Genomic DNA, 26,878 nt, shown 5'->3' with positions numbered 1-26,878 from the left:
GCTTCATCTCCTTATTATATGATTTCTGCACAACATTCCTGCCGAATCCTGCCTCTGGTCGCACCTCCTGTCTAATCGAAGCCGCAGCTGTACCCTGTACAGGCTTGTCCTTTTCTCTTGCAACACTTGCAAGCGCTTCCTATTCCTGTATTATATTAAATAGTTGTTATATCGTCGTTGCATATCAGCGATACTATATTGCGCGGATACTGATAATCCTTATATATCCAATTAAAGGAATGGATGCCATGGAGCAGCTTGCCCAGTATGTGTTCACCCCGATCCCCGAAGAAATGATCTGCTTCCACAAATCAACCACCACGGAGCAGCTCAACCCGGCTCAGCCTTACCACCGGCACGATGCCTACGAAATTTACCTGTTCCTGAGAGGCAATACCTATATGTATGTGGAGCAGTCCTGCTACAAGCTTTCCCCCGGCGATCTGCTCCTGATCCGTCCCGGAGAGATGCACCGGTGTGTCTGTGCCGACAACCAGACCTATGAACGGATCGGACTGAACCTGAGAAGATCCGCCCTGCGGCGGCTGTCTAGCAGCCGTACGAACCTGCTGGCCTGCTTCAACGCCTTTCCCTCGGGGCTGAACACGCTGATCCGGCTCTCCCGCGACCAGTGCGCCTTCTATACCAGACTGGCGGACCAATTAATCCATAGCCTTCACTCCGAGGAGTATGGCCAGGATCTGCTGGCCGATTCCTATGCCACCCGGTTGCTTGTATTCATCAACACTCTGCAGCAGTCTTCCGCCTCCCTGCCGCATAATCTTATGCCCGAGCTGGTCCGCCAGACGATGGCTTACATCGAGGAGCATCTGCTCGAACCGATCTACTCTGCCCAGCTGGAGCAGAAATTTCATTACAGCGGCAAATATATAAGCCAGCAATTTAAAGAGCACACGGGACTTACCGTCCGCTCCTATATCGTTAACAAGCGTGTCTCTTTGGCCATGAGCCACCTTACCTCCGGCAAGAGTGTCGCGGCCGCCTGCGAGCTGTCCGGCTTCAGCGATTATGCGAACTTCATCCGCAGCTTCACCAAGGTGGCCGGCATGTCCCCCGGCAGATACCGGGCCAGTAAGCTGTCCTGAGTGCCCGGGCATTCTTTTGAAACAAAGAAAGAGGATAACCTCCCGCTGAACCGGGAATCGTTATCCTCTTCGTGTATGTCTTCCGTCCGTACTGGCGCTACTCGCTGTCTGCCTCCCAGTAATCACCCACCAGGCCTTCAATAATACTGGCGCTGGCCCAAGGCATCAGGCAGAACCAGGTGCTGGCCGGTGAGCCGTCATTGTAGGTCTCTGTTACCAGCCCTTCGGAATGACAGAAGCGCTCGGACATCCAGCCCGTCAGGCCGTGATCGAATTCCCGGTCATATCTGTTGTAGGTCTGACAGCCCCAGCCGACGGTATCCAGCATCCGCTGCTTCACATACGGATCTTCACGCTGCTTCACATAATAATACAGCTCATCGACCACGCTGCTCGACATGGGATGAATATGCGGATTGGCGACTGAGGTCACGCTCCCCCCGGAGCTGGACCAGCCCACCGTACTGAGCGGCGGCACCTTAACCGGTGAATTATAGGCGAATTTGAAGGTGAACTCGTAAGCAAGCGCATCTCTCATATGATCCAGATACAGCTCATCCCCTGTAAGGGCGTGCAGATATCTGACCGCCCGGATATACGCCAGAATCCCTTCAGAATCTACCGCCTTATCTGCATCAAGCGGAGCTCCATAACATTCCATTCGTTTCACATAGGTCTCATAATAATGCCGCTCACTGCGCTTCAGGCTGTCCAGATGCGACCGGTTTCCGGTTAGCCAGCTATAGTAGGCTATGGCAGCCATGATCCAGGTCCCGCTGAAGGAATCATATTCAAGCCCGGCACCAGTTCGTTCAGAGAGAATCGTAGGGTATTCACCGTCCGAATTCCGGCTTCTCTCCAGTACAGGGAGAATCTTACGCACGAAGTCCATCCAGTCCTCGTGGATGACATGGTTGAGCCTTTTCTCATATTCATAGGCCTTCATAATATAGAACAAGGCCTGTCCGCACAGATAAGCGGAATGTCCCGGCGTGCGCATCCCGTCAAACCACCAGCCGTGAATGCTCCATTCCCCGTCCTGATAGGCCTCGTAAGGGAGACCGGAAGCCGGGTTCAGGGAGTTCCCGATGATATTCTCAATGCAGGAGAGTGCCTGCCCGCGCATAGGCTCATCTCCCAGCCGCAGCGCAGCCATCAGCATAGGAGTGGCTACAGTCAGGCCATTTGTCCAGCTGATGGAGATGATTTTGTTGTACCGGTACCCGCCCGTCTGCTTGTCCTCATAGACAAAAGTTGTGTAGCTCCGGTCCTCAGGCAGCCACGCATATTGATAGATGGCCTTCGACAGATCGGCCGCAGCGGTCCGTAGATCACTGCCAGGTCTTGGAGGCTGATGAAAGCGGGAATAGATCTCTTCCAGCGCAGCATTAATGCCCAGCTCAGACTCAGCCTTGTAGTCATACAAATCCAGCATGAACGCTACTGACTCAGAGGCCCCCAGTTCAAAGCAGTTCTCCTCCAGAGGTGCCCGTTCCTTGACAAGACGGGATTTGATGAACAGAAGCGGAGCATTCTCATACCCCAGCGTATACCCGACCGTTCCCTTGGCAAGCGAGCAGGTGAAGCCGCCATACTGCAAGAACTCCCCCTCTAGCCCTGGCTTCCACTGGATCTTCTCTCCCTCCCTGTATATAAAATAAGGGCTGGCGCATAATCCGTACACTTTGCCAGTGTCATATACAAGTGCTGCGGGGTGTGACAGCCGGTCGCTGCGCACCATCCACCAGGGAGAGGAAGGACGCGAGGGCTGGCCCTCCCTTAATCTCGGAAATTCGTTCGGGACATTCTGCGGAGCTTCTCCCCGGTTGCGGCCATACATAAAGGCGGGAAGAAAAAAGCGCGGATCAGTCTTGGCAAACGGCAACTCTACATGAATGACACCCGACCACGGCGTGCTGTTCAGATTCGTGATCCGTACATGAGTCTGAAAGGGATGCTGTGCACTGCCTGTCCCGCCTGCTATCTCAACGGATGCATGTAGTCCATGCCCGTTAAGTCCGGTATATTCAGGATCTTCCTGAGTCTTGCTTCTTGCTGTTACGATCAGTTCCACTATCCTGTCCCCCAGTCTGGTGTATACAATAAAACGCTTGCAAATCATATCCCTGCATGCTAGGATAATGTCATTTTAAAGTAGTTCCAGAGAAGAATCATTGCAGGTTCCGCTGTTATTATTGCGCGAAATGATCCGGAGGTTACCCATGAACGAGCCATTTGAGCTTCGCTATGACCCTATCCATAAAGATTACCTCTACCTGCACAGGACAACCACCTATAATATGGGAACCTTCTATCATCGTCATGAAGCCTATGAGCTGTACTTATTTCTGCGTGGCAACGTCAACTTCTATATTGAGAACAGCTGCTACCACCTGGAACGAGGAGATCTGCTTGTGCTGAACCCGGAAGAAATGCATCGTTCCTTCAGCCAGGATGAATCGGAATATGAACGGATTACGATCAATCTCCAAAAATCTTATCTGCACCGCCTGTCTACTCCGGCTACCCCTCTATCCTGGTGCTTCGACTACCGCCCGAAGGGTAAGGGCAACATCGTTCATCTGGAGGAAGCCGAGCTTCAGCAGGTTCTCAGGTTGACCGGCGATCTGGAGGAGGTCCTCTCATCGGATGCGTATGGGGCAGATATCCTCGCCAACAGCATGCTTGCTCAATTATTGGTGCTGACCAACAGCGTGTTTCATAGAACAAGCATCGTTCCTGCGGATATCATGCCGGAGCTGGTCCGCAGGACCATGGAGTATATTGATGCCCATCTGGGCCAGACCCTCACGCTTGAGCAGCTTAGCAGCACCTTTCATTTGAACAGCACCTATATCAGCCGCCAGTTCAAACAGCACACAGGCCTGACGCTACGTTCCTACATACTGGATCGCCGGATTTCGTTAGCCAAGGCTTGTCTCCGCGAAGGGCTTAGCCTTACCGAGGCCTGTTATCAATCCGGCTTCAGCGATTACGCCAACTTCATCCGCAGCTTCACCAAGGTGGCCGGAGTATCCCCTGGAAGGTACGCCAGGCAGGAACTGTAGAATGTCTCGCGGGAAGTGGAGCGGGCAGGAGCGGTGTATGCGGAAGGCGGGACTGGATCATTAGGGCTGGGGATTTACAGATTGCGAGGAGTGTTGCATACAGTTGAGAGCGCGGGAGACTTATTCAAGTGGAAATTGCACATCTTGGCGGTAAAGATGAACGAAAAACACAAAAAAAGCTGCACAACCGGCAGCTTTTTGAATTTTATTTTACTACTTAGAATCAATCAATTTTTTTCATTGATTTGGCAATATTTATCAGTGAAGACTTAGAAAGTTCCGATGTGTCTAATTCAACGTAAGTATCCGATTCTAGCCATTTGAGCGTACCACCAGTTGCATTTTTTCCAATATATCCTTCATACCATGCCTTAGTCCCATTAATTGAGACAAGCTCTCCTCGCGGTACAAAAGAGAATTTCTTTTTGACTACCTCTGATTTACGGGTTTTATTTTTAACATCAAACTCAGTATTTTCTTGAATTATATCTGCCCCGTTCTTTATTTGTCTGACACCAAATACATATGAACCTTTATCATTAAAGTAGTTAATCAGAACGATAGGAATATTCGTTTGATTAAGATCTGAGGGTTCTTTGATTTCATAATTTGTAGCCGATTCAACATTTGATGGAGCATAAATATTAAAATTCAATTTGCTTCCTAAATTTTTAATTGTCGAATTATCTTGTATTGATGTACCAAAAGATGCAGCAATCAGAAAACTGAGATTTAAACATAAGGTTTTCAACATCTCACAATACCTCTTTCTTTGAATTTGATAAAGTGTATTATATCCAGAAAAATTTAAATTTATTCTCTAAATGCATCTGACTGTTTGGCAAGTAATTGGCTATTTGAAATTTTGTATCAATACAAAAAAAGCGCTTCTCAATTTCCTAAAGGGAAATTGAGAAGCGCTACATATAAACTTATATTATTGATAAGCGTACCCATAAACTGAAACATACGTCCCACCAACAACACTATTACTATTCAATGATACCCATGAAACACTGTACACTTTCCCAGGAGAAAGATTTGTAACTCCGATGTCTTTAGCAACGGTAACATCGCCTTCAACCCAGGATAAAACAGGAACACCAGTATCAACATCCGTGACAGTCCATCTGATTGATGCCTTCTGTCCAGAATGTACTCCGTAGACTTTATAATCTTTTAACACAAAAGTCGTTTGCCCAGAATCCAGATCTACTGTAAAACCATCAAACTGTCCAGCACTTGTAGGACGCACATAGAAAGGTCCAAAGGTTGATACTTGAGCAAAAACAGATGAACCCGTTGCGAGAATTAATATAAGAGATAAGAGAAATGAAAATACTAATTTTTTAGGCTTACGCATAATAAATTCAACTCCTTGTTCTAGAAATTAGGGCAAACGTATATAGTTATTATTGAGAATGACTATACCAATTTCTTGATCAAGGAAATTGGCTTTTTTGTGTGAGCTCATCACTTGGTTATATCATACCAATTATTTGATATTTTTTCCATATAGCAAACCAAAAATATTGTCGATATTCAACATAATTCAGTAAAATATTATGATTCCATCATCAGCAAGAAATAGTATAGTAAATGCTTCTGATGTTCGCCTAATGATATTACAAATTTCATACAGGCCCCTCCTTGGGTAGGCTTTCTAGAGTAAAGGGCTGGATTAACCAGCCCCTCCTCATCAAACCGTACGTGAGGTTTTCCCTCATACGGCTTTCCGATGTTTGTCATTCATGAGCATGCAGATCACAATAGCGTTTTTAGTCCACACTTATTGGCCATATACTTGACCTCCGGGAATGAGCTCATCCATCTCCTCCGTTGTCTCTTCTTTGCATACCACCGGGTAAATCGCTGCAGAATATACCAATCCAGCTTCGCTAACCTCTTTTGGCTGTAGTTCGTGTAATAGTAATTTCTCCATCCCTGAATCTTTGGGTTGAGCCATTCCACGTGTTCCTCAAACGATTTCCAGCGCATGCCAGGCGGTGCTAATCTGTCTTTGACCACGCCTCGGATGCGTTCCTCTGCCTTCTTCGTTAGCCACTGCTGAGTGGTATAGTACACCTTCCCTTGAGAGGTTTCTGCTTTCGTTTTTCGGTGGTGCATTCCTAAGAAGTCGAAGCCTTCGTCTCCTGTCCACAGACCTACAATGCGGGTTTTGGTCGGATGCAGCGTGAGTTCTAGACGTTCCATAATGGTGCGGATGAGTTCATATGCATGTTCTGCATCCTTTTTGGTTTTACAGACCACAACGAAGTCGTCTGCATACCTCGTCAGTTCTCCCAGCCCACTTCCGTGTTTCTCCCATAACCGGTCAAAGTAGTTCAAATAGATATTCGCCAGCAGTGGCGAGATGACACCACCTTGGGGTGTCCCTAGATCGGAACGCCGTACCTTTCCTTCTTCCATCACTCCCGCATGAAGCCACTTCCGTATAAGCTTCAAAATCCGTCTGTCATTGATACGCATCTGTACCAATTTCATGAGTTTCTCTTGATTTATATTGTCGAAGTAACCTTGGATATCGACGTCGACTACCCAATTTCCTTTGCGGTTGCAGGCTTTCCGGATTCGTTCCAGTGCTCCTTTTGCACCTCGCTTCGGGCGAAATCCGAAGGAGACTTCTTTAAAATCGGCTTCAAAGATGGGTTCAATCACCAGTTTGGTTGCCATCTGTAGGACTCGGTCTCGTACCGTAGGGATGCCTAGTGGTCTTGGCTTCCCGTCTTTCTTCGGGATATAGTGCCGCCGTACGGGCTGCGGATGGTAGCTGCCTTCTTTCAGTTCTCGCTCACAGTCCTTCAGGAACCGTATTTCTCCTTGTGCTTCAATATCTGCGAGCGTCACGGCATCTACTCCAGCCGCTCCCTTGTTTGCCTTAACTCGTCTCCAGGCTTCACTCAGCACATCCCAGCGATAGACTTTGTCGTACAGCGCATGGAATTTACGCTTGTTGTTCTCCTTGGCCGCATGACCTAGCTTTTCTTGGAGTTCTTGAACTTTTTCTTTGGGTGTCGTTAGCCGGTTGGCATTCACTCACTCGTACCTCCTCCAAAAGCGTAAACAAAGCAGGGCTCCTTCCCTCCCTAAGGTTATGTTGTCCTTAGGTTCTTCGGTACTACGAGCCCCTCGGACTCCCTTCCCACAGACGGTTCATTTCGTCTTTTGGACTTATAGAGCGCCTATTTACGGGTTTCTAAAAAAAAAAAAACCCCCGTGTGGGGGAGGGTCTCCCCAGTTCACTGCATTATCTTTCAACCCATGCCGATCCCTATACCCCGGAGGATTCTTCACTGTTGTTCCAAGTTCTGTACAGCTTCCTTGGCCTTCGTCCATGAAAGCGGGACTCGGCTTCCTCTCTTCCCCTTCGCAGGGCCTTTTTGACGACGCGGCAGGATTCACTTGATGTTACGGCCTGGGTTGTTGCTCGCCCAGTCTCTGACCGGTACTTTTGTCGATGCGCTTTTACACACAGATTTCGCCATGCGCAAGCATCCTAGCTACAAGAGTGGCTTGGCCCCTCTCTTGGTTGGACTTGCACCAACTAGATAATGCGTGCCTCTGGGCACGCCATCCAAAAAAACAAGCCTCCCAAAACGGGAGGCTTGCAGGTTTGAAGGCTTGCAAACTTACGTTGCAACTTAAACTCAATCTACTTCTTATATCCAAAATCCGGGATCTCCGTCCATCTCCGGCGCAGCTCGTGGGCTGCCGCCTTGGGCTTGCGGTCACGGGTGAAGATGCCCTTCTTGTTCCCCTGCACACGGATAATACCCTGGCTGGTAGCAAAGTCGGCGAAATTCCATACCTGTTCGCCCACAAAACCGGCAAACTCGTCGAAGACCTCGTGGTTAGCCTTGTAGAACGCCACCTGATATTCTTCCGTGAACATGATTGGCTCCACATCATGTAGTCCGGCCACAGTATCGGTTCCATATTCGGTCATCATCATCGGCTTGCCGGGGCACCGCTGGCTCCACGCTTCCAGCTCCTGCCGCAGCTTGACCTTCGCAGACTCCAGGTCGCCCCCGTCCACATACCAGCCGTAATACCGGTTGAAGGCCAGCACATCGATCAGCTCAGAGATTCTGTCGTTCGCCGGGGATGCCTCAATATGCGTCACCAGGGTCACCGGACGATGCTGCGGGTCTTCTTCCCGCAGCTGCTCGATCAGCGGCTTGAAGTATTCGTATGCCCCATCCTCATAGGAGGCCGGTTCGTTCGCTACATTCCACATCACTACACAGGCATGGTTCTTATCCCGGTTAATCAGCTCCCGGATCACCTGCCGGTGATGCTCGAAGGTCTGGACCTCTGCCCAGGTATCCTTCTTCGAACCTCCTGAGAACATCACCAGGAAATTAAGATCCAGGCCTACCGCCGGAGTCTCATTAATCACGACGAAGCCTTCACGGTCGGCCAGCCGCATCACTTCCTCGGCATACGGATAATGCGCCGTGCGGAAGGAGTTGGCCCCGGACCATTTCATCAGATTGAAATCCATAATGTTCGCGGCTTCATCCAGGCCCCGTCCATGGAACGGAGTATCCTCATGTCTGCCGTACCCCTTGAAGTAGAAGGGCTGGTTGTTGATCAGGAACTGTCCGTCCCTGACTTCAACCTTCCGCACACCGAATGGCAGCTCGTAGACATCAACCAACTGCTCCGCTTGCAGAAGCTCAATCTTTAGGGTATACAGATAGGCATTCAACGGCTGCCATAGTCTGACAGATGGAATATCCAGTACACCGGACGGCTCCGTGCCTGAGCAGACCATGTTCCCCTCTTCATCCAATACCGTAACCCGGACCTCAGCTTCTCCGCTAATGTCCACGCTATAGCGGACTATCCCCTGCCTCTCCTCCCCCTGCTCCTCCTTGTAATCGGTCACTACAGTGACGTCTTGAACGAAGGTGAGCGGCGTGGAATAGATCCGCACCGGCCGCTGCAATCCGGCAAAGTTGAAGAAATCAAAGTTCGGCTGGTTCTTCACCTTCAGCTTCCCGTCCGGTCCTTCGCTCTCCGTGTACAGGCCAACAGGCAATGTGGTGTAATCCACGACGTTATGAACAGCTACCGTCAGCCGGTTCGTTCCAGGCCGGATATAGTCATTAATCACTCCCTCGAAGGGAAGGAAGCCGCCGGCATGCTCCATCACCAAGCTTCCATTGATAAATACCTTCGCCTTATGGGTCGCCGAACCGAACCTCAGGACAAGCCGCTCATTCATGACGTTACGCGGAAGGGACAGCTCCCGCTCATACCAGACCCAGCCGACATGATTACGAATCTCCGGGCTTACGCCAAGATCATTGTAAGCTGAGGGCACCGCCATAGGAATCGTATCTGTGAGCTTCGATGCCTGCCAGCTCTCGTCCCAGCCGGAGCCATCGTCCAGCTTGAAATTCCATACCCCGCCCAGATCATACAGACTCCGGGTTTCCGTCATCATTGGATACAGCATGAACAACACTCCTATCTACTTTCTATTCTCTTTTATTCAGGATTTGGAATCAATAATCTTCTGAATCTTGGTTTGTGCATGCTGAATCGTATCATCAATACTTTGACCGGACAGCATCATTTTATCGAACTCCTCCAGCAGCACCTTCTCCAGCTCAGCGTGATAAGGCACTGCCGTAGCCGCAGTAGTGGATTTGGTATTCTCCAGAACATAGAGCAGGGAAGCTTTATCGATCATCTCCGGGGTTTTGCTGCCTGCAATGATCCGGTCGACCACATCGTTCAGATTCGCTTTTTTCCAGGACGGGATATTCTTGCCTTGCAGCACGATCCCTTCGGTGGAGAACCAGCGGATGAAGGTGTAGGCCTCGTCTTTATGCTTGGACTTGCTGTAGACGCTCAGAACATCCCCGCTCACATTCGAGGACATCGGATCTTCCATCTTCATCTTCGGCAGCGGAGCGAACACGGTCTTGAAGGTAGCCGGAATGGTATCCGTTCCCCCAGTCTCCGGGATCAGGAAGGTCCCCGTAACAAGCATACTGGTGTCCTGGTTGAAATATTGCGGTCTGTAGTTCAGCTTCTGGCTGACCACCTCAGAGTAAGGGGTTGCGGAGCCTTCCGCTTCGCCCTGAAGACGCATTTCAAGGGACTTGCGCATGAACGGATTGTCGATATTGGCGGTCTTGCCGTCATCGGTAGTCAGATTGGCATTCACCGGCTGGCCGAAGTTCTGCACCACATAGCCATATTGAATCCAGCTGTGGAAGTAGGTGCCGTACCGGGTTTTATCGCCCGTTTTCTTCGTCATCGCCTTGGCGTATTCCATATACTGATCCCAGGTCCAGTCCTTGGGCAGCTCAAGTCCGGCCTCCTTCAGATGATTCTCATTGATAATAACCAGACCCTGGGAGGACTTGCCGGGCAGTCCATAGACCTTGCCGTCAATACTGGTATCGGATGTATATTCGTCCTTGAAATTAATGCTGTCCTTGGCCAGATAATCATCCAGCGGCTCAATCATCCCCAGGCCTGCCCGCTGGGACAGGAAGGTCATGTTACTGAACATGATAATATCCAGATCATCGCCGCCGGCCACCGCCAGGTCGAGCTTCTTATAATACTCGTTGGAGTTATTGTCCTCCGCAGAGGCGAATTCCACCTTAATGTTCGGATGCTGCTTCTCGAACTCGGCAATTACGACATCCCAGTTGTCCATTTTTTTGGCATACCAGTTGCTCAGCTTGATCGTTACCGGTGTATTGCCATCCTTCCCGGCACCCGTTGCCGCCGGCTCCTTCTCTGCATTGCCAGCGCCTCCGCAACCGGATACCAGCAGGGATAACAGCGGTAAGGCGATGAATAGATTACGTTTTACTTTTGACATGATTTGGCCCCCTGTAATGTAATTAGTCTAGCCTTTGACACTGCCCATCGCAACTCCCTCAATCACCTGCTTCTGGCCGATCATGAAAATAATTAACAACGGCAGAATGGCCGATACAGCGCCTGCCATCATCAAGGAGTAGAACTCGCCGCTGAAATCAGCGAATTTCCGGATGCCCAGCTGCAGGGTAAACAATGAATCGGAACGAAGGAAGATCAGCGGATTCTGGTAATCATTCCAGGTCCAGATAAAGCGGAGAATCATATAGGTAGCAAGGGCTGGCTGCACCAGTGGCATGGCAATCCGCATGAAGATCGTCCAGTGGCCCGCTGCATCAATCCGCGCCGATTCAATAATTTCATCATGGATTCCCAGGAAGAACTGTCTCAGCAGGAAGGTTCCAAGCACGCCGGAGGCGGCAAGCAGCACCAGCCCGAAATGGCTGTCGAACAGTCCAAGCCAGCGGTACATGATGAACTGCGGAACCAGAATGGCCTGCGTCGGAATCATGAAGGTGGCCAGGACAACCAGGAAGAGAATATCCCGCCCTTTGAAAATGATTTTGGAGAAGCCGTAAGCCGCCATCGCAGAAATAATCAGCGACAGCGCTGTAGACATCAGGGTCACCTTCGTGGTGTTCCAGTAATAGAGTGTGAACGGCACGGCTCCCGCCCATACCTGCTTGTAGTTCTCCACCATATTCCATTTCGACGGAATCCATTCTATCGGATATTTCATGACATCCAGCTCGGGCTTGAAGGAGGCAGAGAGCATCCATAAGAACGGCATAATGAACAGGATTCCAGCAACCCCCATGAAGATGGTGACAATAACACGGTTAAGCTTGATCGATCGCATGTGTAAACCTCCTAGTAGTTGACCCATTTCTTTTGTCCGACCCATTGAAACAAGGTCACCAGCAGGATGAGTATCAGCAGAATAATGCCCATCGCCGAAGCATAACCCGACTCCAGATTCACGAACGCCACCTCATACAGATAGTAGACAATGACGGAGGTTGAGCCTGCCGGGCCGCCGCCGGTTAACACCATAATCAGATCGAAGACCTTGAAGGACCCGACAACTCCTGTGATGAGCAGGAAGAAGGACGTAGGCGACAGCAGCGGCAGTGTAATTCTGAAGAATTGTCTGAGGGGTGAGGCCCCGTCCACATCGGCGGCTTCATACAAATCCCGTGAGATATTCTGAAGGCCCGCCAGATAGATGACCATGTTGAAGCCGAGTGAAGTCCAGACCATAATAATCATGACCGAGACTAGTGCGAACTTGGGATCAGCCAGCCACATGGGCGGATGCTCGAATCCGATAGATCTGAGGAAGCCGTTGATCGGACCGTTGTTCGGGTGATAGAGCACTCTCCAGAGCAAGGCAATCGCCACGAAGCTCGAGATGAAGGGCATGAAGTAGATCACTTTGAAAAAGGTTTTGAAATACGTTGCCTTGTTGATCAACACCGCCAGCACCAGCGCCAGGAACATCGCTACCGGAACGACGCCGATCATGATCAGGTTGTTGTAGAGCGAGCGGTGAAAGGACTCGTCCTGCACCAGCCGGGTGTAGTTATCCAGACCGACAAACCCGAACCCGTCCAGACCGGATACAAAGTTCCAGTTCGAGAAGCTGATCACACCGGATAGGAGAATCGGAATAATTACCAGTGTTACGGTCAGAATGAGCATGGGGGCAATGAATAAATACCCTGCAATATTGTCGTAAAAGGATTGCTTGCGCATCTTGCTGATCCCGGGGCTGCCGGACCGTTTTGCCGTCCCCTCTTCAGTAATAACCTCCACTTTATCCACCTCTTTTTATGTTTGTAGCTTTATTATAGAAGGGCAAATTTTATAGCACATGCAACGAATTTATCTGTGGCGAAAACTTTGTATAGCATTATTTTTTCTAAATTGAAAAAATTATTGGATGAGCCGAACCGCAGAATCAAGTACCATAAGTCTGTGAAGGTCTACTACTGGAGGGATATTAATGAAAGAAAAGCACAGGCTCAGTCAGCTCTCCTTCCGGCAAAAGCTAATCCTTACCTCCATCGCCTGCCTCGTGATTCCGGCACTGGGGATGCTCTATATTACCAATGTCTATTCCAAGCTGATTATCCGGGAGCATTCCTTGGAGAAATCCACGCAGTCCCTGAGAATTGTCCAGTCGCAAATTGATGTCATCTTCGAAGAGATGGTGTCGGTGTCGAACTTCGTCCATTTCGATCCGGAGATCAAGACCCTGCTGGAGGATGCCAAGACCAATCCCGTAGCTGCGCGGACCCTGACCAGCCGCCTGGAGCAGGTGGCCGGAGACACCATCGATCTGCGGATCACTCTGCTGGATAAGGAAGGACATGCCTATTCCGATTATTCCTTCTATGATTATGATCCCCGGCAATTTCTGAAACGGCGCTGGTTCTCCACTCTGGAGCAGCTCCCGCCGTATGACACCTTGTTTATGGGAGCAGAAGACAATTACCTGACCTCCCTGCAGGCTGAGCAGCCGTATATCTTCATGACAGCGCGTGCCTTAAGAGAAGAAACGACTGCCGCCCCCTACGCTTACCTGATTGTCAGCCGCAGCGAGGCTTCGATCCGTGAGCGGTTTGCTTCACTGGAAGAGGATGTGTATCTGCTGGACGAAGAGGAGATCATTCTGTCGAACCGGAACCAGGAGCTGGTAGGCACAAGCTTTGACCATCTGTTGCCTGTAGATGAGCTGGTCTTCCCTGACATCGTCAAGTTCAAGGGGGAGAATCAGCTCCTCCTCTCGCTGCCGCTGAAGTTTGCCAGATGGAGACTCATCAGTGTCGCTCCCTATGAGCAGCTAACGGAAAGGTTGAACGGGATTAACCGGACCGGCCTGATTATTCAGACGATATTTGCGGTCAGCTTCTTGTTCGCGCTGACGGTTCTGCTGCGGAGATTCACCAAGCCTGTGCTTGTCCTGGGTAAGGCGGCCCGCCGGGTGGAGGACGGGGATCTCATGGTGCGCTCGGGCATCCGGGGAACCGATGAGATCGGCAGCCTGGGGCACTCCTTCGATAACATGCTGGACCGGGTGCAGCTAATGCTCAGGCAGGTGGAGACGGAGCAGGAATTGAAGCGCCAGGCGGAGATTGCGATGCTGCAGGCCCAGATTAACCCGCATTTTCTATTCAATGTGCTTAGTTCGATCCGGCTGAAGCTGCTCATGAAGCAGGATGAGGAGAATGCTGCGATTGTCGGCTCCCTCTCCGCTATGCTGCGGGCCAGCTTTTCCAGCCGGGAGGAATTCGTCTCGATTGCCAGTGAGCTTGATTTCACGAAGCAGTATATGGAGTTAATGCGGTTCACGATGAGATATCCTACGGAATATGCAGTGCATGTAGACAAAGAGCTGCTCCTGGAGACGGTGCCGCGGTTCATCCTGCAGCCCATTATTGAGAATGCTTACAAGCACGGGTTCTTGCAGGGCGGAGGGCGGGTCGTCATCACCATCGGACTCGTTCAGTCCAGGCTAACCATTACCATCGAGGATAACGGCACGGGAATGGAGGAGCATACGCTCGCAGCTCTGCTTCAGCACATCAGGCAGAAGGATGCGGAGATAGGCGCCCTGAGTGCTGACGGGACGCCAGTGGCAGAGTCCGCTCACGGCATCGGATTAATCAACGTCTACCAGCGGCTCAAGCTAATCTACGGGGAGCTCTTCGAGATGAACATTGAGAGCATTCACGGGGGGCGCACCACCGTACAGTTAACCATGCCCGTGAAGCGGATAGGAGCAGATAATCATGACCTATAAAGTAGTACTAGCAGACGATCATTATCCGGTGTTGGAGTATTTAAGCACTTCGATTCCCTGGGACACCCTCGGCCTTGAACTATCGGCTTGCTGCTCGGACGGCAGACAGGCCTGGGAAGCCTGCCAGCTGCATCAGCCGGATATTCTGCTTACGGATATCGGCATGCCGGCGATGAATGGACTGGAGCTAATCCAGAAGGCGCGGGAGGTGAACCCTCAGCTTCAGACGATTATCCTGTCCTGCCACGGGGAATTCGAATATGCCCAGAAGGCTGTGAAACTGAATGTGGCCGAATATATATTGAAGGAGAGTCTGCAGATCGATCAGGTGATTGCCGTATTGACGGAGGCGGTGGCCCGGCTGGAGGTGAAATTGAAATCCCGTAACCATTATCTCCAGATGGAGAAGCTGGTCAGCCAGAACCATGCCGCCATCCGGACCAGGTTCATCCGCATGTTCGTGGAGCAGCCGGTCTGGGATGAAGCCGAGTGGTTCGGACAAGCCGAAGCGATGGGCATCAGCCTGCACAAAGGCACCCCGTATCTGCCTGTACTGGCGGTCCCGGAGCGCTCCTATGAGCTGGAGAGGCGGTTCGGCGGAGTGGTGAACCTGCAGTTCGTGATGGATAATATGCTGCAGGAATTCCTGGAGATAGACGGCATTATCCAGTTCGCGCTGACGGAACGGCAGTTCATCCTGTTCATTCCTTTGCCGCATATCCTCGTCCGCAATCTTTATGAGGAGTTCCGTAATAAATTCCGGCATGTTCAGAGAATGGCGAAGCTGCATCTGCGGATGGGGATTTCCTTCTTTTACGGGGAGGATACTCCAAGTCTGATCGACATTAAGAAGCAGATTCAGGCGCTGCTGGATTCCCATGCCCTGCGCTTCTATACCGCCGAGGGAGCGATTATGAAGTATGCGCCTGTCCAGACCAGCGGCGAGGACCTGTTCGTGCATTATTCGGAGATCCTCCAGCAGCTAAGGGACTGCATTCAGCAGGAGGACAGCTCGCAGCTTGCGGCCAAGGTCAGGGAGATCAAGCAGTATGTCGGGGACCAGAAATATCCGGTGGAGAGTGTAAAGAGCTGGCTGCTCAAAATGGTGATGGAGCTGGAATTGAAATATGTCGTCATGCAAAACTTCGTCAACAACTTCAACAGTGAGCGGCTCCAGCGCTCAATCCAGGAATTCGAAACGCTGGAGCAGCTCATGGAATGGCTGGAGGAATTCCTGAAGGATAAAATACTCATGCTAAGCTCCATGTGGAAGCAGAATGTCCGTAAAGAAATAGCCGAAGCCAAACGTTATGTGATGAATCATATAGGCGAGAAGGTTGGCATGGAGGAGATGGCGAAGCGTCTGGGCCTGAACCCCACCCATTTCAGCCGGTTATTCCGTCTGGAGACCGGGCTGACCTTCATTGAGTATGTGACCAGAATGAAAATGGAACAGGCCCGCGATCTCCTGAATCAGACGAACCTGACCATCGTGGAGATCGCCGAGCAGCTGGGTTATGACAACGTCAGCTACTTCATCAAGCTGTTCCGTAACTTCTCCGGCATAACTCCGGCGGAATTCCGGAAGTCCTTCTAGTACAGCATCAGATTTAATTCTGTGAATAGGTCAGATCCCGGAGGTTACGTAAAACGAAACTGCCGCCGGCCGGTCGAGTTTGCTCCTAACGGACCTGAGAGACCCTATTCCCAGGAAAACGCCACTTTTTGCGGGTTAACGGACTGAGTTGCCCTTATCGTCTCTCTACAAGATGTTTAGAGTAGAAATTCCAAGAATAAGGTCTATGGGGTCCGTTACTTTGCCCAAGTGGTGACTTTCATCCAGAATAAGCGCGCCTCAGTCCGTTATGCCGGGCCAAACGCCACTAAGGGACAACCATCTTTGCCTGGGAATGGCACCTGAAGGGGTTGGCTCCACTCCTGTAGTCCTTCAGGCATTATAGCGCCCCATCCACCAGTTTAAATCTGATGCTGTACTAGTTTTGTATACAACAACAAGCCGGAGGCAGGCGCATAAGCGCCCGTCTCCGGCTTGTCCGTTGCCCGCGTCGGGTAGGGATTATCGCGCAACGGATGGCTCAGTATTTATCAATCTTGTACCAGAACAGGGGCAGCGGGAACCAGCCTATAGGCGCATCCACTGCCATATAACGGCTGTGCTGCGTAAGCAGCAGGGCTTGGGCCTGCTGCCGGTCAAGAACCACGGCATCCGGCCGGGCTGACCGCTCAACCGTAACCCCCTCCGCGTCCACCCGCGCCGTCACCGGCTGTCCGTCCATTACTGCGGAGAATTCTCCCGGGACAATTCCTGTGGTCTTGAACTTCAGCGTAAGGTAAGCCTTCAGGACATTGGCGAAATCCAGAATATGATACATATCGGAATTCTCGATTACGAAGTCTTCGGCAATGCTGCCAAGAGCCGTATTCAGCGCGATGTCATATTCCGGCGCGTGCATCGTTATTCGCCCGGCTCTGCTGTACGCCATGTAAGCCTTGAGCGTCCGCAGAATATCGTCCGGATTCTCCACTGCGAATTCAGCTATTGCATCGCCCGCTTCGTTGACAACCAGATACCCGATCAGCTTGCCCTGATCCAGAACGCCGAGTGCCTTTTGACAGAGGGTGCCGAAAATTAGCGGCAATTGCTCTAAGCTGCGTTCAACATAAGCCAGCCGCGAGGTGTTCATGCTGTGCGCAAATTCTGCACCGCCTTCAATCTCAAACAGCGGACTGAAGGATATTCCGGTGTCATTCACCCCTCTTAAGCCATGGCGCACATTGGCCTCTGTCACGGTATACTTGAGCTTGACACCGCCAAGCGTGAAGCCGAAATATTCGTAACGCTGGCGCTGTCCATATAATACAACCATATCACAGGTACCCCGCAGCTCTTCAAGCCACAGGTTCATAAGCGCTCTCATATGTCCTTCGCCTCGCGCACGCGGATGAACAGATACCGTACCCAGATAGCCGGTGCGCAGCGTATGATCACATACCGTCAGTGACTCTGGAAAAACAGCCACCAGCGCACGCAGCCTGCCCTGCTCGTCCACAGCAACCTTATGCATGGCGGAAGAATCTACACTTGTGTCATAGGCCTTGGGCATCAGGACCTCAAAATCAAAGCGGAAGGCAAGGTTGGCCAAATCTATGTATTCCTCGCGTTCGTGCGGAGCTGCCGTTCTGTATTTAACCATTGTGTCCTACCCTTTCAGTCTATATATTCAACTGCCTCCCTGACTATATTCTAGAGGCATCTCCCATCTCCTGCTCAGGTCACTCTGATTTCCGCCGCTTAGCCGCAGCCTCATCAATCGCCTGCTGGATATTGGCCAGCGCAGTCTCCAAGGGCTGTCCGGCAAGATACTGGTTGACGCCCTCCAGAATCTTCACCTGGAGCGACTCGGTCGAGACCGTATGCGGCCAATAGAGCGTGGCGTCCTCACGCGTTACCGCAGCGGCAATGGACGAGACCGAATCACTCCGGTCCGTCGGGGCCGAGATGACCGAAGGCACTGCCAAAGCGCCTGCGGCCAGCTTCTCCTGCGTAGCCCTGCCGTTCATGAACGCCACGAACTGCTTGGCCTCTTCGGGATGCTCCGTCCGCGAGCTGATCACCCGGTACGTGCCGACATTGATATTCGGCACCGTCCGCACACTGCCCGGCACCATCATGAAGCGGATATCCTGAGCCGGATTCCGCTCCTTGATGCTGGGGATGTCCCAGGTTCCGGTAATAATCATGGCCGTCTGGCCTGTGCCGACCAAATCCTTGGCCTGCTCATGCTTCAGGCTCTTCCAGTTCGGCGGCACGAACCCCCGGTCGATAATCTCCCGGTGCTTCTGGATGGCATCCACGAACACCGGATCATAGGTTCGGATCTCCCCGCTCTCCAGCTTCTTCGTCCAGGCGGCATCCGCCCCGTTATCCGACATGATGGACCCCCAGAAGAACTGGGCCGTGGACCACTCCGCATCCATTGCCACCGGAATAAGCCCCTCCTGCTTCAGCTTCACGCAGAGCGCAAGGAACTCGTCCCAGGTGCGCGGAACCTCCAGCCCTAGAGAGTCGAACAAGGTTTTGTTGTAGAGCAGCCCGTCACTGTGCATCACCTCGGGAGCGCCATACACGCGGCCGCCAACCGTAACCGGCAGCAGGGAATTGGGGTAGAATTCCTTGAGGAAATCGGCTCCGGTCAGGTCCAGGTACATATCGCTCCGCAGAGCGCGGAATTCCTCGAACAGGCTGGGCGACCACGTATCGAATACATCCATCGGCTCGCCGCCCAGCAGCCTAATCTTGATTCCTGCCGTGTAATTATTGTTCTGGATAAAGTCGGCCTCAATCTGAATACCGGGATGCAGCCGTTCGAATTCGGCAATCGCATCGAAATACACCTTGCCCGCCTGGGCCGTATCCAGCAGATAGCTGGAATAGCGGAGGGTGAGAGGTTCGCGGGTGTCTGCCGCTCCTCCTCCGCCGGACAGCAGGGAAGCGTCTGTACTGCTCCGGGTATCACAGCCGCCAATCGTGAACAGCAGCAGAACAATGCTGCCCCCGATACCAGGTCTCCACTTCTTCATGACGCTTCCCCTTCCTTAATCTATTCTCCGTTCGCTTCTGTAACGTTCTTGCCCTATCGTTATATTCTGAACGATCCAATAGATTGCAGTCAACGGACAATCAGAGCTTGCCCCCCGAAGTTGCAATCCCTTCGATAAATTGCCGCTGGAACAGGATGTAGATGAGCAGCATCGGCCAGATGGCCAGCACGGAAGCCGCCATCAGCTCCGGGTAGTCCACCGCGAAGGCGCTTTGAATCTTAGCCAGGGCCGAGGAGAGGGTCGCCGCGTCCGAGCTGGTGTTGACGATCATCGGCCACATCAGGTCCTTGAAGGAGAAGAGGGCCGTGAATATCCCGAGGGCCACCAGACCGGAGCGGACCAGCGGGAGCATGATTCTGGCGAAGGTCTGGCCGATATTGCAGCCGTCGATCTTCGCCGCCTCCTCCAGCTCCTTAGGCAGGCCCATGAAGAATTGTCTCAATAAGAAGGTGCCGAAGGCACTGACCAGCCCTGGAAACAGCAACGCAAAGATCGTATTGCGCATCCCCAGCGCATCGACCATCAGATATTGCGGGATGATGAAAATCTGGGTCGGCACCATCATCTGGAACAGCACCAGACTGAAGCAGAAGTCACGTCCCGGAAATCTTAGTCTGGCAAAAGCATACGCCGCCATCGCGCTGAACATCACCGCGCACAGCACCCGAAGCGCCATCATCGCAAAGGTGTTCCAGTACAGGATCAAAAAATCATTCTGCCGCCACACCTCCAGATAATTCTCCACCCGCCAGGTCTTGGGGAAAAAGATAAACGGATTCATCGAGGTGGACTCCGTAACCGACTTGAACGAGGTCAGCACCATCCAGACGAACGGCAGAATCATCGCGGCTGCTCCCAGGAGAAGCACAAGGTGGGCTAAGATACGGTTAAGTTGTTTATGTTTGGCCATCGTGCCGCCTCCTACATGTAGTTGACCCATTTTTTTTGCGCCCGCATCTGGAAGAAGGTGATGATCATGATCAGCGCGAGCAATACCATTACAACTGCTGAGCCATAGCCCTTATTCGAGTACTTGAACGAGTTATTATAGAAGAGATACACAAGCGATACTGTATGGTCATAGGCCGGGTTACTCACATCGATCATCATATAGATGACATCGAACACTTGCATGGCCTGGATAATCGTGGTCACCACAACAAAGAACAGGGTTGGCGTTACAAGCGGCAGGGTGATCACGAAAAATTGGCGTACCCGGCTGGCCCCGTCGATATCCGAGGCTTCATAGAAGTCCTTCGGAATCTCCTGCAGACCGGCGAGCAGCAGCACCATATTATAGCCGATGACACTCCAGATTCCGATCACCGCGATGGATAAGATCGCTACCCTCGGGTCCGTCGTCCAGTTGACGGCCGGAAGGCCCAGCTTGGATAGCCCGTAATTAATTAGGCCGTAGTGCTGGTTATACATCCAGCGCCAGACCATGGTAACTGCCGCAGGAGCGGCGACCATTGGGATGAAATAGATCGTGCGGTACAGCGAGCGGCCCGCGAGCTTACCGTTCAACAGGACGGCCACCAGCATGGCGATGGCAATGCTGGCAGGCACGACCAGCAAGGCATAGAGCAGGGTATTGCCGACAGCGTGCCATACCTGGGGGTCCTGAATCAGCTTGCGGTAGTTCTCCCATCCGATGTAGATATTGCCTCTGCCGAAATCTCCGCTCTTGAAGAAGCTAAGGTAAGCGGTCTGCACTATTGGAATGAAGTTGAGGACGATAAGGCCGATCATCGTTGGCGCGATCAGGAACCAGCCCCAGGACCATTCATTCCAGGTTTTGGCTCCAATTTTTCTCTTGACGGTATGATTCATCTGCTTCCCTCTCCTATCAAACTTGCGGCAGCCCTGAGGCTGCCGCAGGCATATGGCTCATGCTTATTTCTCTTCCGCCAGACTCTCATTCATCACTTTGGCTGCATTACGGGCTGCTTCCTCTACAGACACCTTGCCGGAGAATGCCGGCTTCAGCGCTTCATAAGCCTTGTCTTCCCAGACAGCCGTAGTATTGGAATATGGACGGATTACGCCATAGCTGACCATGTCAACGAATGCCTTGATGTTGAAGGTCTTGTTCGAATCCACCCACTTGTCAGCCGCGCCTTTGTACGCCGAGATGGCAACGCCCAGCTCCGCCTGGCGCTCCTGGCCTGTCTTGGAGCTTAAGTATTCCACGAACTTCCACGCTTCCTCCGGATGCTTCGTCTTGGCATCAACCGCATTGCCGAGGCCGTTATAGATGGAAGCCTGCGCAGCCTTCTTGGGCAGGACGGCCACATCGAAATTCTTCGCCATGAACTCATTCTCTGTGAACCCGCTCAGGTTCCATGAACCGAACAGGCCCATTGCCGCCTTACCGTTCTTCAGCAGATCGGCGCGCTCGGCATCCCCGTACACCTCTGGCGACAGCCCGTCACGTACAAAGCTTACATAGAAATCCAGCGCTTCGATCGTCTTCGGATCGTCATAGCCTGACTTCTTATCCGCTGTAATAATGGTGCCGCCATTTTGATAGACGAAGTTGTAATACCCCTCCTGGTTGTGCATCGGCGCGAGGAAGCCGTATACCCCGTCCTTGGTGAGCGCTTTCGCTGCGCTGTGCAGATCATCCCAGGTCCAGTTCTCATCCGGGTATTTCACACCCGCCTGGTCAAACAGCGTCTTGTTGTACCATAGCCCGATGGTATCGAAATCCTTCGGAACCGCATATTGCTTGCCCCCCAGATTATAGATCTGGTTCAGGCCTTCCGGGTAATTCTCCAGCTTGACGTCTTCGCTCTTACCGATGCGGTCTGTCAGATCAAGCAGCATGCCGTTGTTCGCATAGCGGTAGATCTCATTGGAATGCATCCAGAAGACATCCGGCAGCGAGCCGCCGGTCGCTCCCGCTTCCAGCATCGTCCAATAATCGGACCAGCCGGTCACCTCAATATCGACCTTGATGTCCGGGTTCTTGCTCTCGAATTCATCGGCAATAGTCCGCAGCCCCTTCTCCTGATTGGAATCCCAGATCGCGTAGGTCAGTTGGACCTTCTCTCCGCTTGCTTGCTGTGTAGCCGCTGCCTCTGCGGACGCGCTTGCCGATGGTGCAGCCGCCTCGTTATTGCTGTTGCTGCTACCATTGCCGCATGCGGTCAAGGTGGCCGCTGTAAGCAGGATGGACAATACGGTCGCTAAGCTTTTTTTCTTCACTAGAATTACCCCCAACTTCCATTTAGGATATGCTGCATCTGCTGCATCTCCAATAGTAGGTGAAGGCGGACGGTATCGAAATGGCTGTTTTTTACGGAAACATTCCCTTTTTTGACCAATCCCCGGAAGCGGCAAAAAGTGCACCCGCAGCGGATGCACTTCTTTTACAGACTCTGTTCTTTTTTTGACAATTGCCATTCCCAGATGAAGACGGCGTTGTTCATTAAAGGCGTATAGCCCGGCGTAACGGACTAAGGCGCGCTTATTCTGGTTTAACGTCACCACTTGGGCAAGTAACGGACCTCATGGAGCTTATTCTTGGAATCTCCACTCCTAAACCTCTCGTAGAGAGACGATAAGGGCTCCTTAGTCCGTTAATCCGCAAAAGGTGGCGTTTTGCTGGGAATAGGGTCTATCAGGTCCGTTAGGAGCAAACTCATCCGGCCAGTGTAGTTCCGTTTTTCGGAACCTCCGGGATTTAACCCTATTTACTGAATTAAATCTGACACTTTTCTAGCCCCGGTATTCCTCGGGACTCATACTGTTCAGCTTCTTGAACAGCTTGCTGAAATACGCGGTGTTCGGATAACCCACACGCTCAGCAACCTCATAGACCTTGATGTTCCTGTCCCTGAGCAGGCTCTTGGCCTTCTCCATACGAAGCCGGGTCAGGAAGCTGACGAAATTCTCGCCGGTCTCCTGCTTGAATACCCTGCTGAGATAGGAGGCGTTCACGTTAATCTGCTCCGCCACCGACTGCAGCGAGATATCCTCTGCGTAGAGCTGCATCATCAGCTCACTCGCCTGCTCTGCATAACTCCGGGAGGATTGTCCCTCCGACATCTGCGCTCTGCACTGCTCCAGATAACCGGCGACGGTCTGGTGCAGCCCCTCCAGACTCTCTTCATGGAGAATGCTCTCGTACACCGTAAGCCCGGCTTCATTCGGCTCGGGAAGCGCCGGGAAGCAGGACAGAATCGCGCCAAGCATCCGTATGTAGGTCGAACGCGCCGCCTGTTTCGTGCAGCCCTCCAGCAGCATAGTATCCTTCAGGCTGTTCAGGAAGGCAAGCGCCCCTTCGCTCCCGCTCTCGGTATCCTGCCTGAACTTCCGCATGCAAGGCTTGTCGATGAACAGCCGCTCCCCCCTTCTCTGACGGCTCCTGGCCTTATCATAGAAGGACAGGCCGCTCCCGCTGGCGAAGAACAGCTCGTCAAGCGCCATGTCCGCCTCCTGATAGGCCCGCTTCAGGGCGCCAAAGCCGGGAGCCGGAGCGCTGACGCCGATCGACAGGGTCAGCTTCAGGAAATCCTTCATCGCCGCCTGGATCTTGGCGGCGGCGCGCTCGATCTCCGTGCGGACAATCCGCCCTTCCTCCCCGAGATCGAGCAGCAGCACATATTCAGCAGAATTCATGACAATGATCTCCTTCGCCCGCTTGCGGGGCAGGATCTCTTCCAGAATATTCGCCACCGAATAGCGCAGCAGCTTCTCGTCCTGCTCCACGTACTTGCGCCGGAGCTGGTCGAACCGGTTGATCCGCAGCTTCATCAGCACCATCGGCCCGTCCGACAAGCGGATGTGCAGCGCTTCACGACGGGCGAGCACCTCTTCGGCTCCCTTGAAGCCGCTCAGCACTTCCTTGAACAGCGTCTCCTTCAAATGCTCGATGCTCTCCTTGTAGGAGCCGGGCGGCATTCCGGCGGAACTGCCTGCGGAGAGGCGGACGGCCCGCTTCTTGACCGTCTCCAGCACATGCACCAGCTGCTGCGGCTTCATGTCGCTCTTGATCAGATAGTCCGCCGCCCCGAGCCGGAGCGCCTCCTGGGCATACTGGAATTCCTCCAGACAGCTAAGAATGACGAATTGCCCGCCGATGTCCAGCCGCCGGGCCTCCCGGATCAGCTCCAGACCGTCCATCACCGGCATTTTGATATCCGTAATAATCAGATCCGGCCGGTGCGTCCCGGCCAGCTCCAGCGCCTCGCGCCCGTTGGCGGCCTCCCCCAGAATCGTGAAGCCCTCATCTTCCCATTGAATGATCGACTTCAGACCGATACGCATCAGCAGCTCGTCATCCACGATAATCACACCCAGCATACTCAATAGCCCCCCTTCCTGTCCCGAATGGGAATTGTGATCACGAATACCGCACCCTGCCCCGGACTGCTCTCGAACGATACCCCATACGGCTCACCGTATAACCGGCGTACCCGCTGATGCACATTGGTAACGCCGATGCCGCCGCTGTCCTCTGCACCGCCCAGTCTGCTGCGCAGCTTCGCTGCCGCCTCAGCGCTTATGCCCGCACCGTTGTCTCTGACCGTAATGGTGAGTTCAGCATTCCCGGCCCGCCGGACCTCGATAAACAGCAGCCCGTCCTCCTGGTCGGCAATTCCGTGGAAGATCGCATTCTCGACCAGCGGCTGGATGCTCAGCTTCGGAATCTCCTGCTCCGCAAGCGTCTCCTCCACTTCCGAATGGAATTCGATCCGGTTGAAATAACGCACCTTTTGAATGACGATATAATGCCCGATGTGCTCCAGCTCCTCGCGGATCGGCACCAGCCGGTTGTCCGTCTTGGCGGTATAGCGGAGCATGGAGATCAGCGCCCCGGTCATCTCTACAATTTTGTCCGACTGCTGCATGGTGGCGATCCACTTGACCGAATTCAGCGTATTGTACAGGAAATGGGGGCTGATCTGCGCCTGCAAGGCCCGGATCTCGGCCTCAACCTTCTGCTCCTGCTCCACGTAGATCCGCTCCACCAGCTGCTTGAGTTCAGCGGACATCTGCTCGAACCGGCTGGCCATGACACCGATCTCGTCATTCGAGCGGACCGCCGGCAGATTATCGAATTTCCCTTGCTCCACCAGCGTCATATTGCGGATCAGCTGCTTGATCGGCCGTGTGATCAGATTCGACATGTACACCGAGCTGGCCAGGGCGAACAAGAGCAGCACGACGGCAATCGTCCACAGATTCCGCTTCAGGATGTAGCCTTCGACCGCCAGCTCTTCCACGGGCATGTACATATAAGTCTTCCAGTTATGTTCCTCAAATGGCGACTGGATCAGAATATAGTCCTTCCCGGCTACGTGGACAATCTGCCTGCCTGAACCTGCGGCAAGTTCTTCCTCACGGACCGGAAAAAGTGTCCTGAACGGCTTGCCGATCAGGTTATAATTGTTGTTGAATATAATCATGCCGCTGTCATCGGTAACGGTGAAGGCCGAGCGGTTGCCTGCCTCCATCCGCTTGTTCAGCCGGTTGATGAAGTCAATGTCTACACTTACCGCCATTACGCCGAGCAGCTTGCCGTTCTCCATATCGAAGATTTTACGCAGATTGTAAATCGTCCAATTGCTGTCCGCCTTGGTCTGCAGGTCCAGCCGGGTCGGCAGATCGCGCGTAATATCGTCAGAACGCAGGAATTCGGTGAACCAGTCCTCCTCACGGGGGTTATACGTATAGTCGACAGGCTTGTTCGGGGCCACATAGAGATCGCTCCCATTCACCAGATTGTAGACATAGATAGAGATGGCACGGTCCTTCATAGTGATGTAATTCATCAGCAATTGCGTGGCCTGAAGTTCGTTCGTCACAGAGCTGTCGTGCAGATAGTTCTGTACCGGGTAGTTCTCCTGCGAGACGGCTGAGATGTAGCTGTTAATCCCGTAGCTGGCGATGAGCGAAATCTGCTTCGTGTCCTCCAGGAATTCCTCGATGCGGATATTCGACTGCCTCGTCACATCGGCCAGCAGGTCCGTATATTTACGTTCAAGCATCTGCTGGGAGGAGATGTAGGAGTTAACGAACAGAATCACAACCGGAATCAGAATGGCCAGCAGAAAAAAGAACAGCATCTTGTTCTTCACGCTCACAAAACGGCGACTGGGCTTCAAGGTGAAGGGAGCTTTCAAGTCATAACCTCCGGCGGCAGAGTTTTGTGGAATACCTTTGTAGAATACCTTTAATGATAGACTCCCGGCTGCTTTCCCGCCACCCTGCTCTGCATGTCTTTTTTTTACTCTTTTCGTTCCCTTTTTTACATGTAGGGGGATTACGGGGAAAGGGCTGGCAGGATTCTGCCGCTCCCGCTTCTGCTTCCCTGTCTGCCCGCTCCAGGCTGTAACCCAGAGACGTAAAGAAAGGAACAAAAACAGTAAAAAAGCTTGATTTTATAGTAAGGGTCA

General features: G+C 52.4%; 20 protein-coding genes. 5 read left to right on the top strand and 15 right to left on the bottom strand.

All coding sequences use genetic code 11. The features are described 5' to 3' along the window. Window positions 1–239 precede the first annotated feature (239 nt). A complete protein-coding gene (locus tag NST43_RS10490) occupies window positions 240–1,106 on the top strand; it encodes an AraC family transcriptional regulator (protein ID WP_339224266.1) in 867 nt (288 codons plus the stop codon). A gap of 97 nt (window positions 1,107–1,203) precedes the next feature. On the opposite strand, the gene NST43_RS10485 is transcribed toward NST43_RS10490, so the two are convergent. Next, window positions 1,204–3,180, bottom strand: a complete 1,977-nt coding sequence (locus NST43_RS10485) for a hypothetical protein (protein ID WP_339224265.1) — start codon at window positions 3,178–3,180, stop codon at window positions 1,204–1,206. 148 nt (window positions 3,181–3,328) lie between these two features. Between NST43_RS10485 and NST43_RS10480 the strand changes: the two genes are divergently transcribed. Beyond that, on the top strand, window positions 3,329–4,174 hold the full coding sequence (locus NST43_RS10480; protein ID WP_339224263.1) for an AraC family transcriptional regulator: 846 nt from the start codon (window positions 3,329–3,331) through the stop codon (window positions 4,172–4,174). A 223-nt stretch (window positions 4,175–4,397) separates the two neighbouring features. Here the strand turns inward: NST43_RS10480 and NST43_RS10475 are convergent, their stop codons facing one another. The 7 genes from NST43_RS10475 to NST43_RS10445 form a co-directional block, all read right to left on the bottom strand. Further along, window positions 4,398–4,928, bottom strand: coding sequence for a hypothetical protein (locus tag NST43_RS10475; RefSeq protein WP_339224261.1), 531 nt, complete (start codon window positions 4,926–4,928; stop codon window positions 4,398–4,400). Between the two features lie 183 nt (window positions 4,929–5,111). Further along, window positions 5,112–5,537, bottom strand: a complete 426-nt coding sequence (locus NST43_RS10470; RefSeq protein WP_339224260.1) for a hypothetical protein — start codon at window positions 5,535–5,537, stop codon at window positions 5,112–5,114. Window positions 5,538–5,938: 401 nt separating this feature from the next. Further along, complete coding sequence (gene ltrA / locus NST43_RS10465) at window positions 5,939–7,231, bottom strand: group II intron reverse transcriptase/maturase (RefSeq protein ID WP_339224259.1); 1,293 nt, start codon at window positions 7,229–7,231, stop codon at window positions 5,939–5,941. 616 nt (window positions 7,232–7,847) lie between these two features. Continuing rightward, a complete protein-coding gene (uidA, locus tag NST43_RS10460; protein WP_339224258.1) occupies window positions 7,848–9,659 on the bottom strand; it encodes a beta-glucuronidase in 1,812 nt (603 codons plus the stop codon). 36 nt (window positions 9,660–9,695) lie between these two features. Beyond that, a complete protein-coding gene (locus NST43_RS10455; protein ID WP_209992375.1) occupies window positions 9,696–11,045 on the bottom strand; it encodes a sugar ABC transporter substrate-binding protein in 1,350 nt (449 codons plus the stop codon). 27 nt (window positions 11,046–11,072) lie between these two features. Beyond that, complete coding sequence (locus NST43_RS10450) at window positions 11,073–11,903, bottom strand: carbohydrate ABC transporter permease (RefSeq protein WP_209992376.1); 831 nt, start codon at window positions 11,901–11,903, stop codon at window positions 11,073–11,075. 11 nt (window positions 11,904–11,914) lie between these two features. Beyond that, window positions 11,915–12,859: a sugar ABC transporter permease gene (locus NST43_RS10445; RefSeq protein WP_339224256.1), complete on the bottom strand. Its 945-nt coding sequence runs from the start codon at window positions 12,857–12,859 to the stop codon at window positions 11,915–11,917. A 190-nt stretch (window positions 12,860–13,049) separates the two neighbouring features. On the opposite strand from NST43_RS10445, the gene NST43_RS10440 reads away from it, so the two are divergent. Together NST43_RS10440 and NST43_RS10435 are read left to right on the top strand one after the other, a co-directional pair. Beyond that, window positions 13,050–14,849, top strand: a complete 1,800-nt coding sequence (locus NST43_RS10440; RefSeq protein ID WP_339224255.1) for a histidine kinase — start codon at window positions 13,050–13,052, stop codon at window positions 14,847–14,849. After that, window positions 14,839–16,446, top strand: a complete 1,608-nt coding sequence (locus NST43_RS10435) for a helix-turn-helix domain-containing protein (protein ID WP_339224254.1) — start codon at window positions 14,839–14,841, stop codon at window positions 16,444–16,446. The genes NST43_RS10440 and NST43_RS10435 overlap by 11 nt, the downstream gene beginning before the upstream one ends. A gap of 499 nt (window positions 16,447–16,945) precedes the next feature. Here NST43_RS10435 and NST43_RS10430 read toward each other — a convergent pair whose 3' ends face one another. From NST43_RS10430 to NST43_RS10410, 5 genes are all read right to left on the bottom strand, one after another. Next, window positions 16,946–18,064, bottom strand: a complete 1,119-nt coding sequence (locus NST43_RS10430) for a GNAT family N-acetyltransferase (protein WP_339224253.1) — start codon at window positions 18,062–18,064, stop codon at window positions 16,946–16,948. 79 nt (window positions 18,065–18,143) lie between these two features. After that, window positions 18,144–19,451 carry an extracellular solute-binding protein gene (locus NST43_RS10425; protein WP_339224251.1) on the bottom strand — a complete coding sequence of 436 codons (1,308 nt, stop codon included), beginning with the start codon at window positions 19,449–19,451 and terminating at the stop codon, window positions 18,144–18,146. Between the two features lie 100 nt (window positions 19,452–19,551). After that, window positions 19,552–20,382: a carbohydrate ABC transporter permease gene (locus NST43_RS10420; RefSeq protein ID WP_339224249.1), complete on the bottom strand. Its 831-nt coding sequence runs from the start codon at window positions 20,380–20,382 to the stop codon at window positions 19,552–19,554. A gap of 11 nt (window positions 20,383–20,393) precedes the next feature. After that, window positions 20,394–21,305: a sugar ABC transporter permease gene (locus NST43_RS10415; protein WP_209992382.1), complete on the bottom strand. Its 912-nt coding sequence runs from the start codon at window positions 21,303–21,305 to the stop codon at window positions 20,394–20,396. A 63-nt stretch (window positions 21,306–21,368) separates the two neighbouring features. Continuing rightward, window positions 21,369–22,682, bottom strand: coding sequence for a sugar ABC transporter substrate-binding protein (locus NST43_RS10410; RefSeq protein ID WP_339224247.1), 1,314 nt, complete (start codon window positions 22,680–22,682; stop codon window positions 21,369–21,371). Between the two features lie 59 nt (window positions 22,683–22,741). Here NST43_RS10410 and NST43_RS10405 point away from each other — a divergent pair, with 59 nt between their 5' ends. Next, a complete protein-coding gene (locus NST43_RS10405) occupies window positions 22,742–22,870 on the top strand; it encodes a hypothetical protein (protein WP_339224245.1) in 129 nt (42 codons plus the stop codon). 325 nt (window positions 22,871–23,195) lie between these two features. Here NST43_RS10405 and NST43_RS10400 read toward each other — a convergent pair whose 3' ends face one another. Further along, entirely contained in the window at window positions 23,196–24,782 is a 1,587-nt protein-coding gene (locus NST43_RS10400) for a response regulator (protein WP_339225389.1), read from the bottom strand. Window positions 24,783–24,784: 2 nt separating this feature from the next. Continuing rightward, entirely contained in the window at window positions 24,785–26,587 is a 1,803-nt protein-coding gene (locus NST43_RS10395; RefSeq protein WP_339224243.1) for a sensor histidine kinase, read from the bottom strand. Window positions 26,588–26,878: the final 291 nt, after the last annotated feature.

It is taken from the genome of Paenibacillus sp. FSL H8-0332, from assembly GCF_037963835.1.
In the GTDB taxonomy this organism is placed as follows: Bacteria; Bacillota; Bacilli; order Paenibacillales; family Paenibacillaceae; genus Paenibacillus_AQ; species Paenibacillus_AQ rhizoplanae.
Note: the sequence above shows the minus strand (reverse complement) of the source record. Positions and strands in the feature narration are given on the sequence as shown.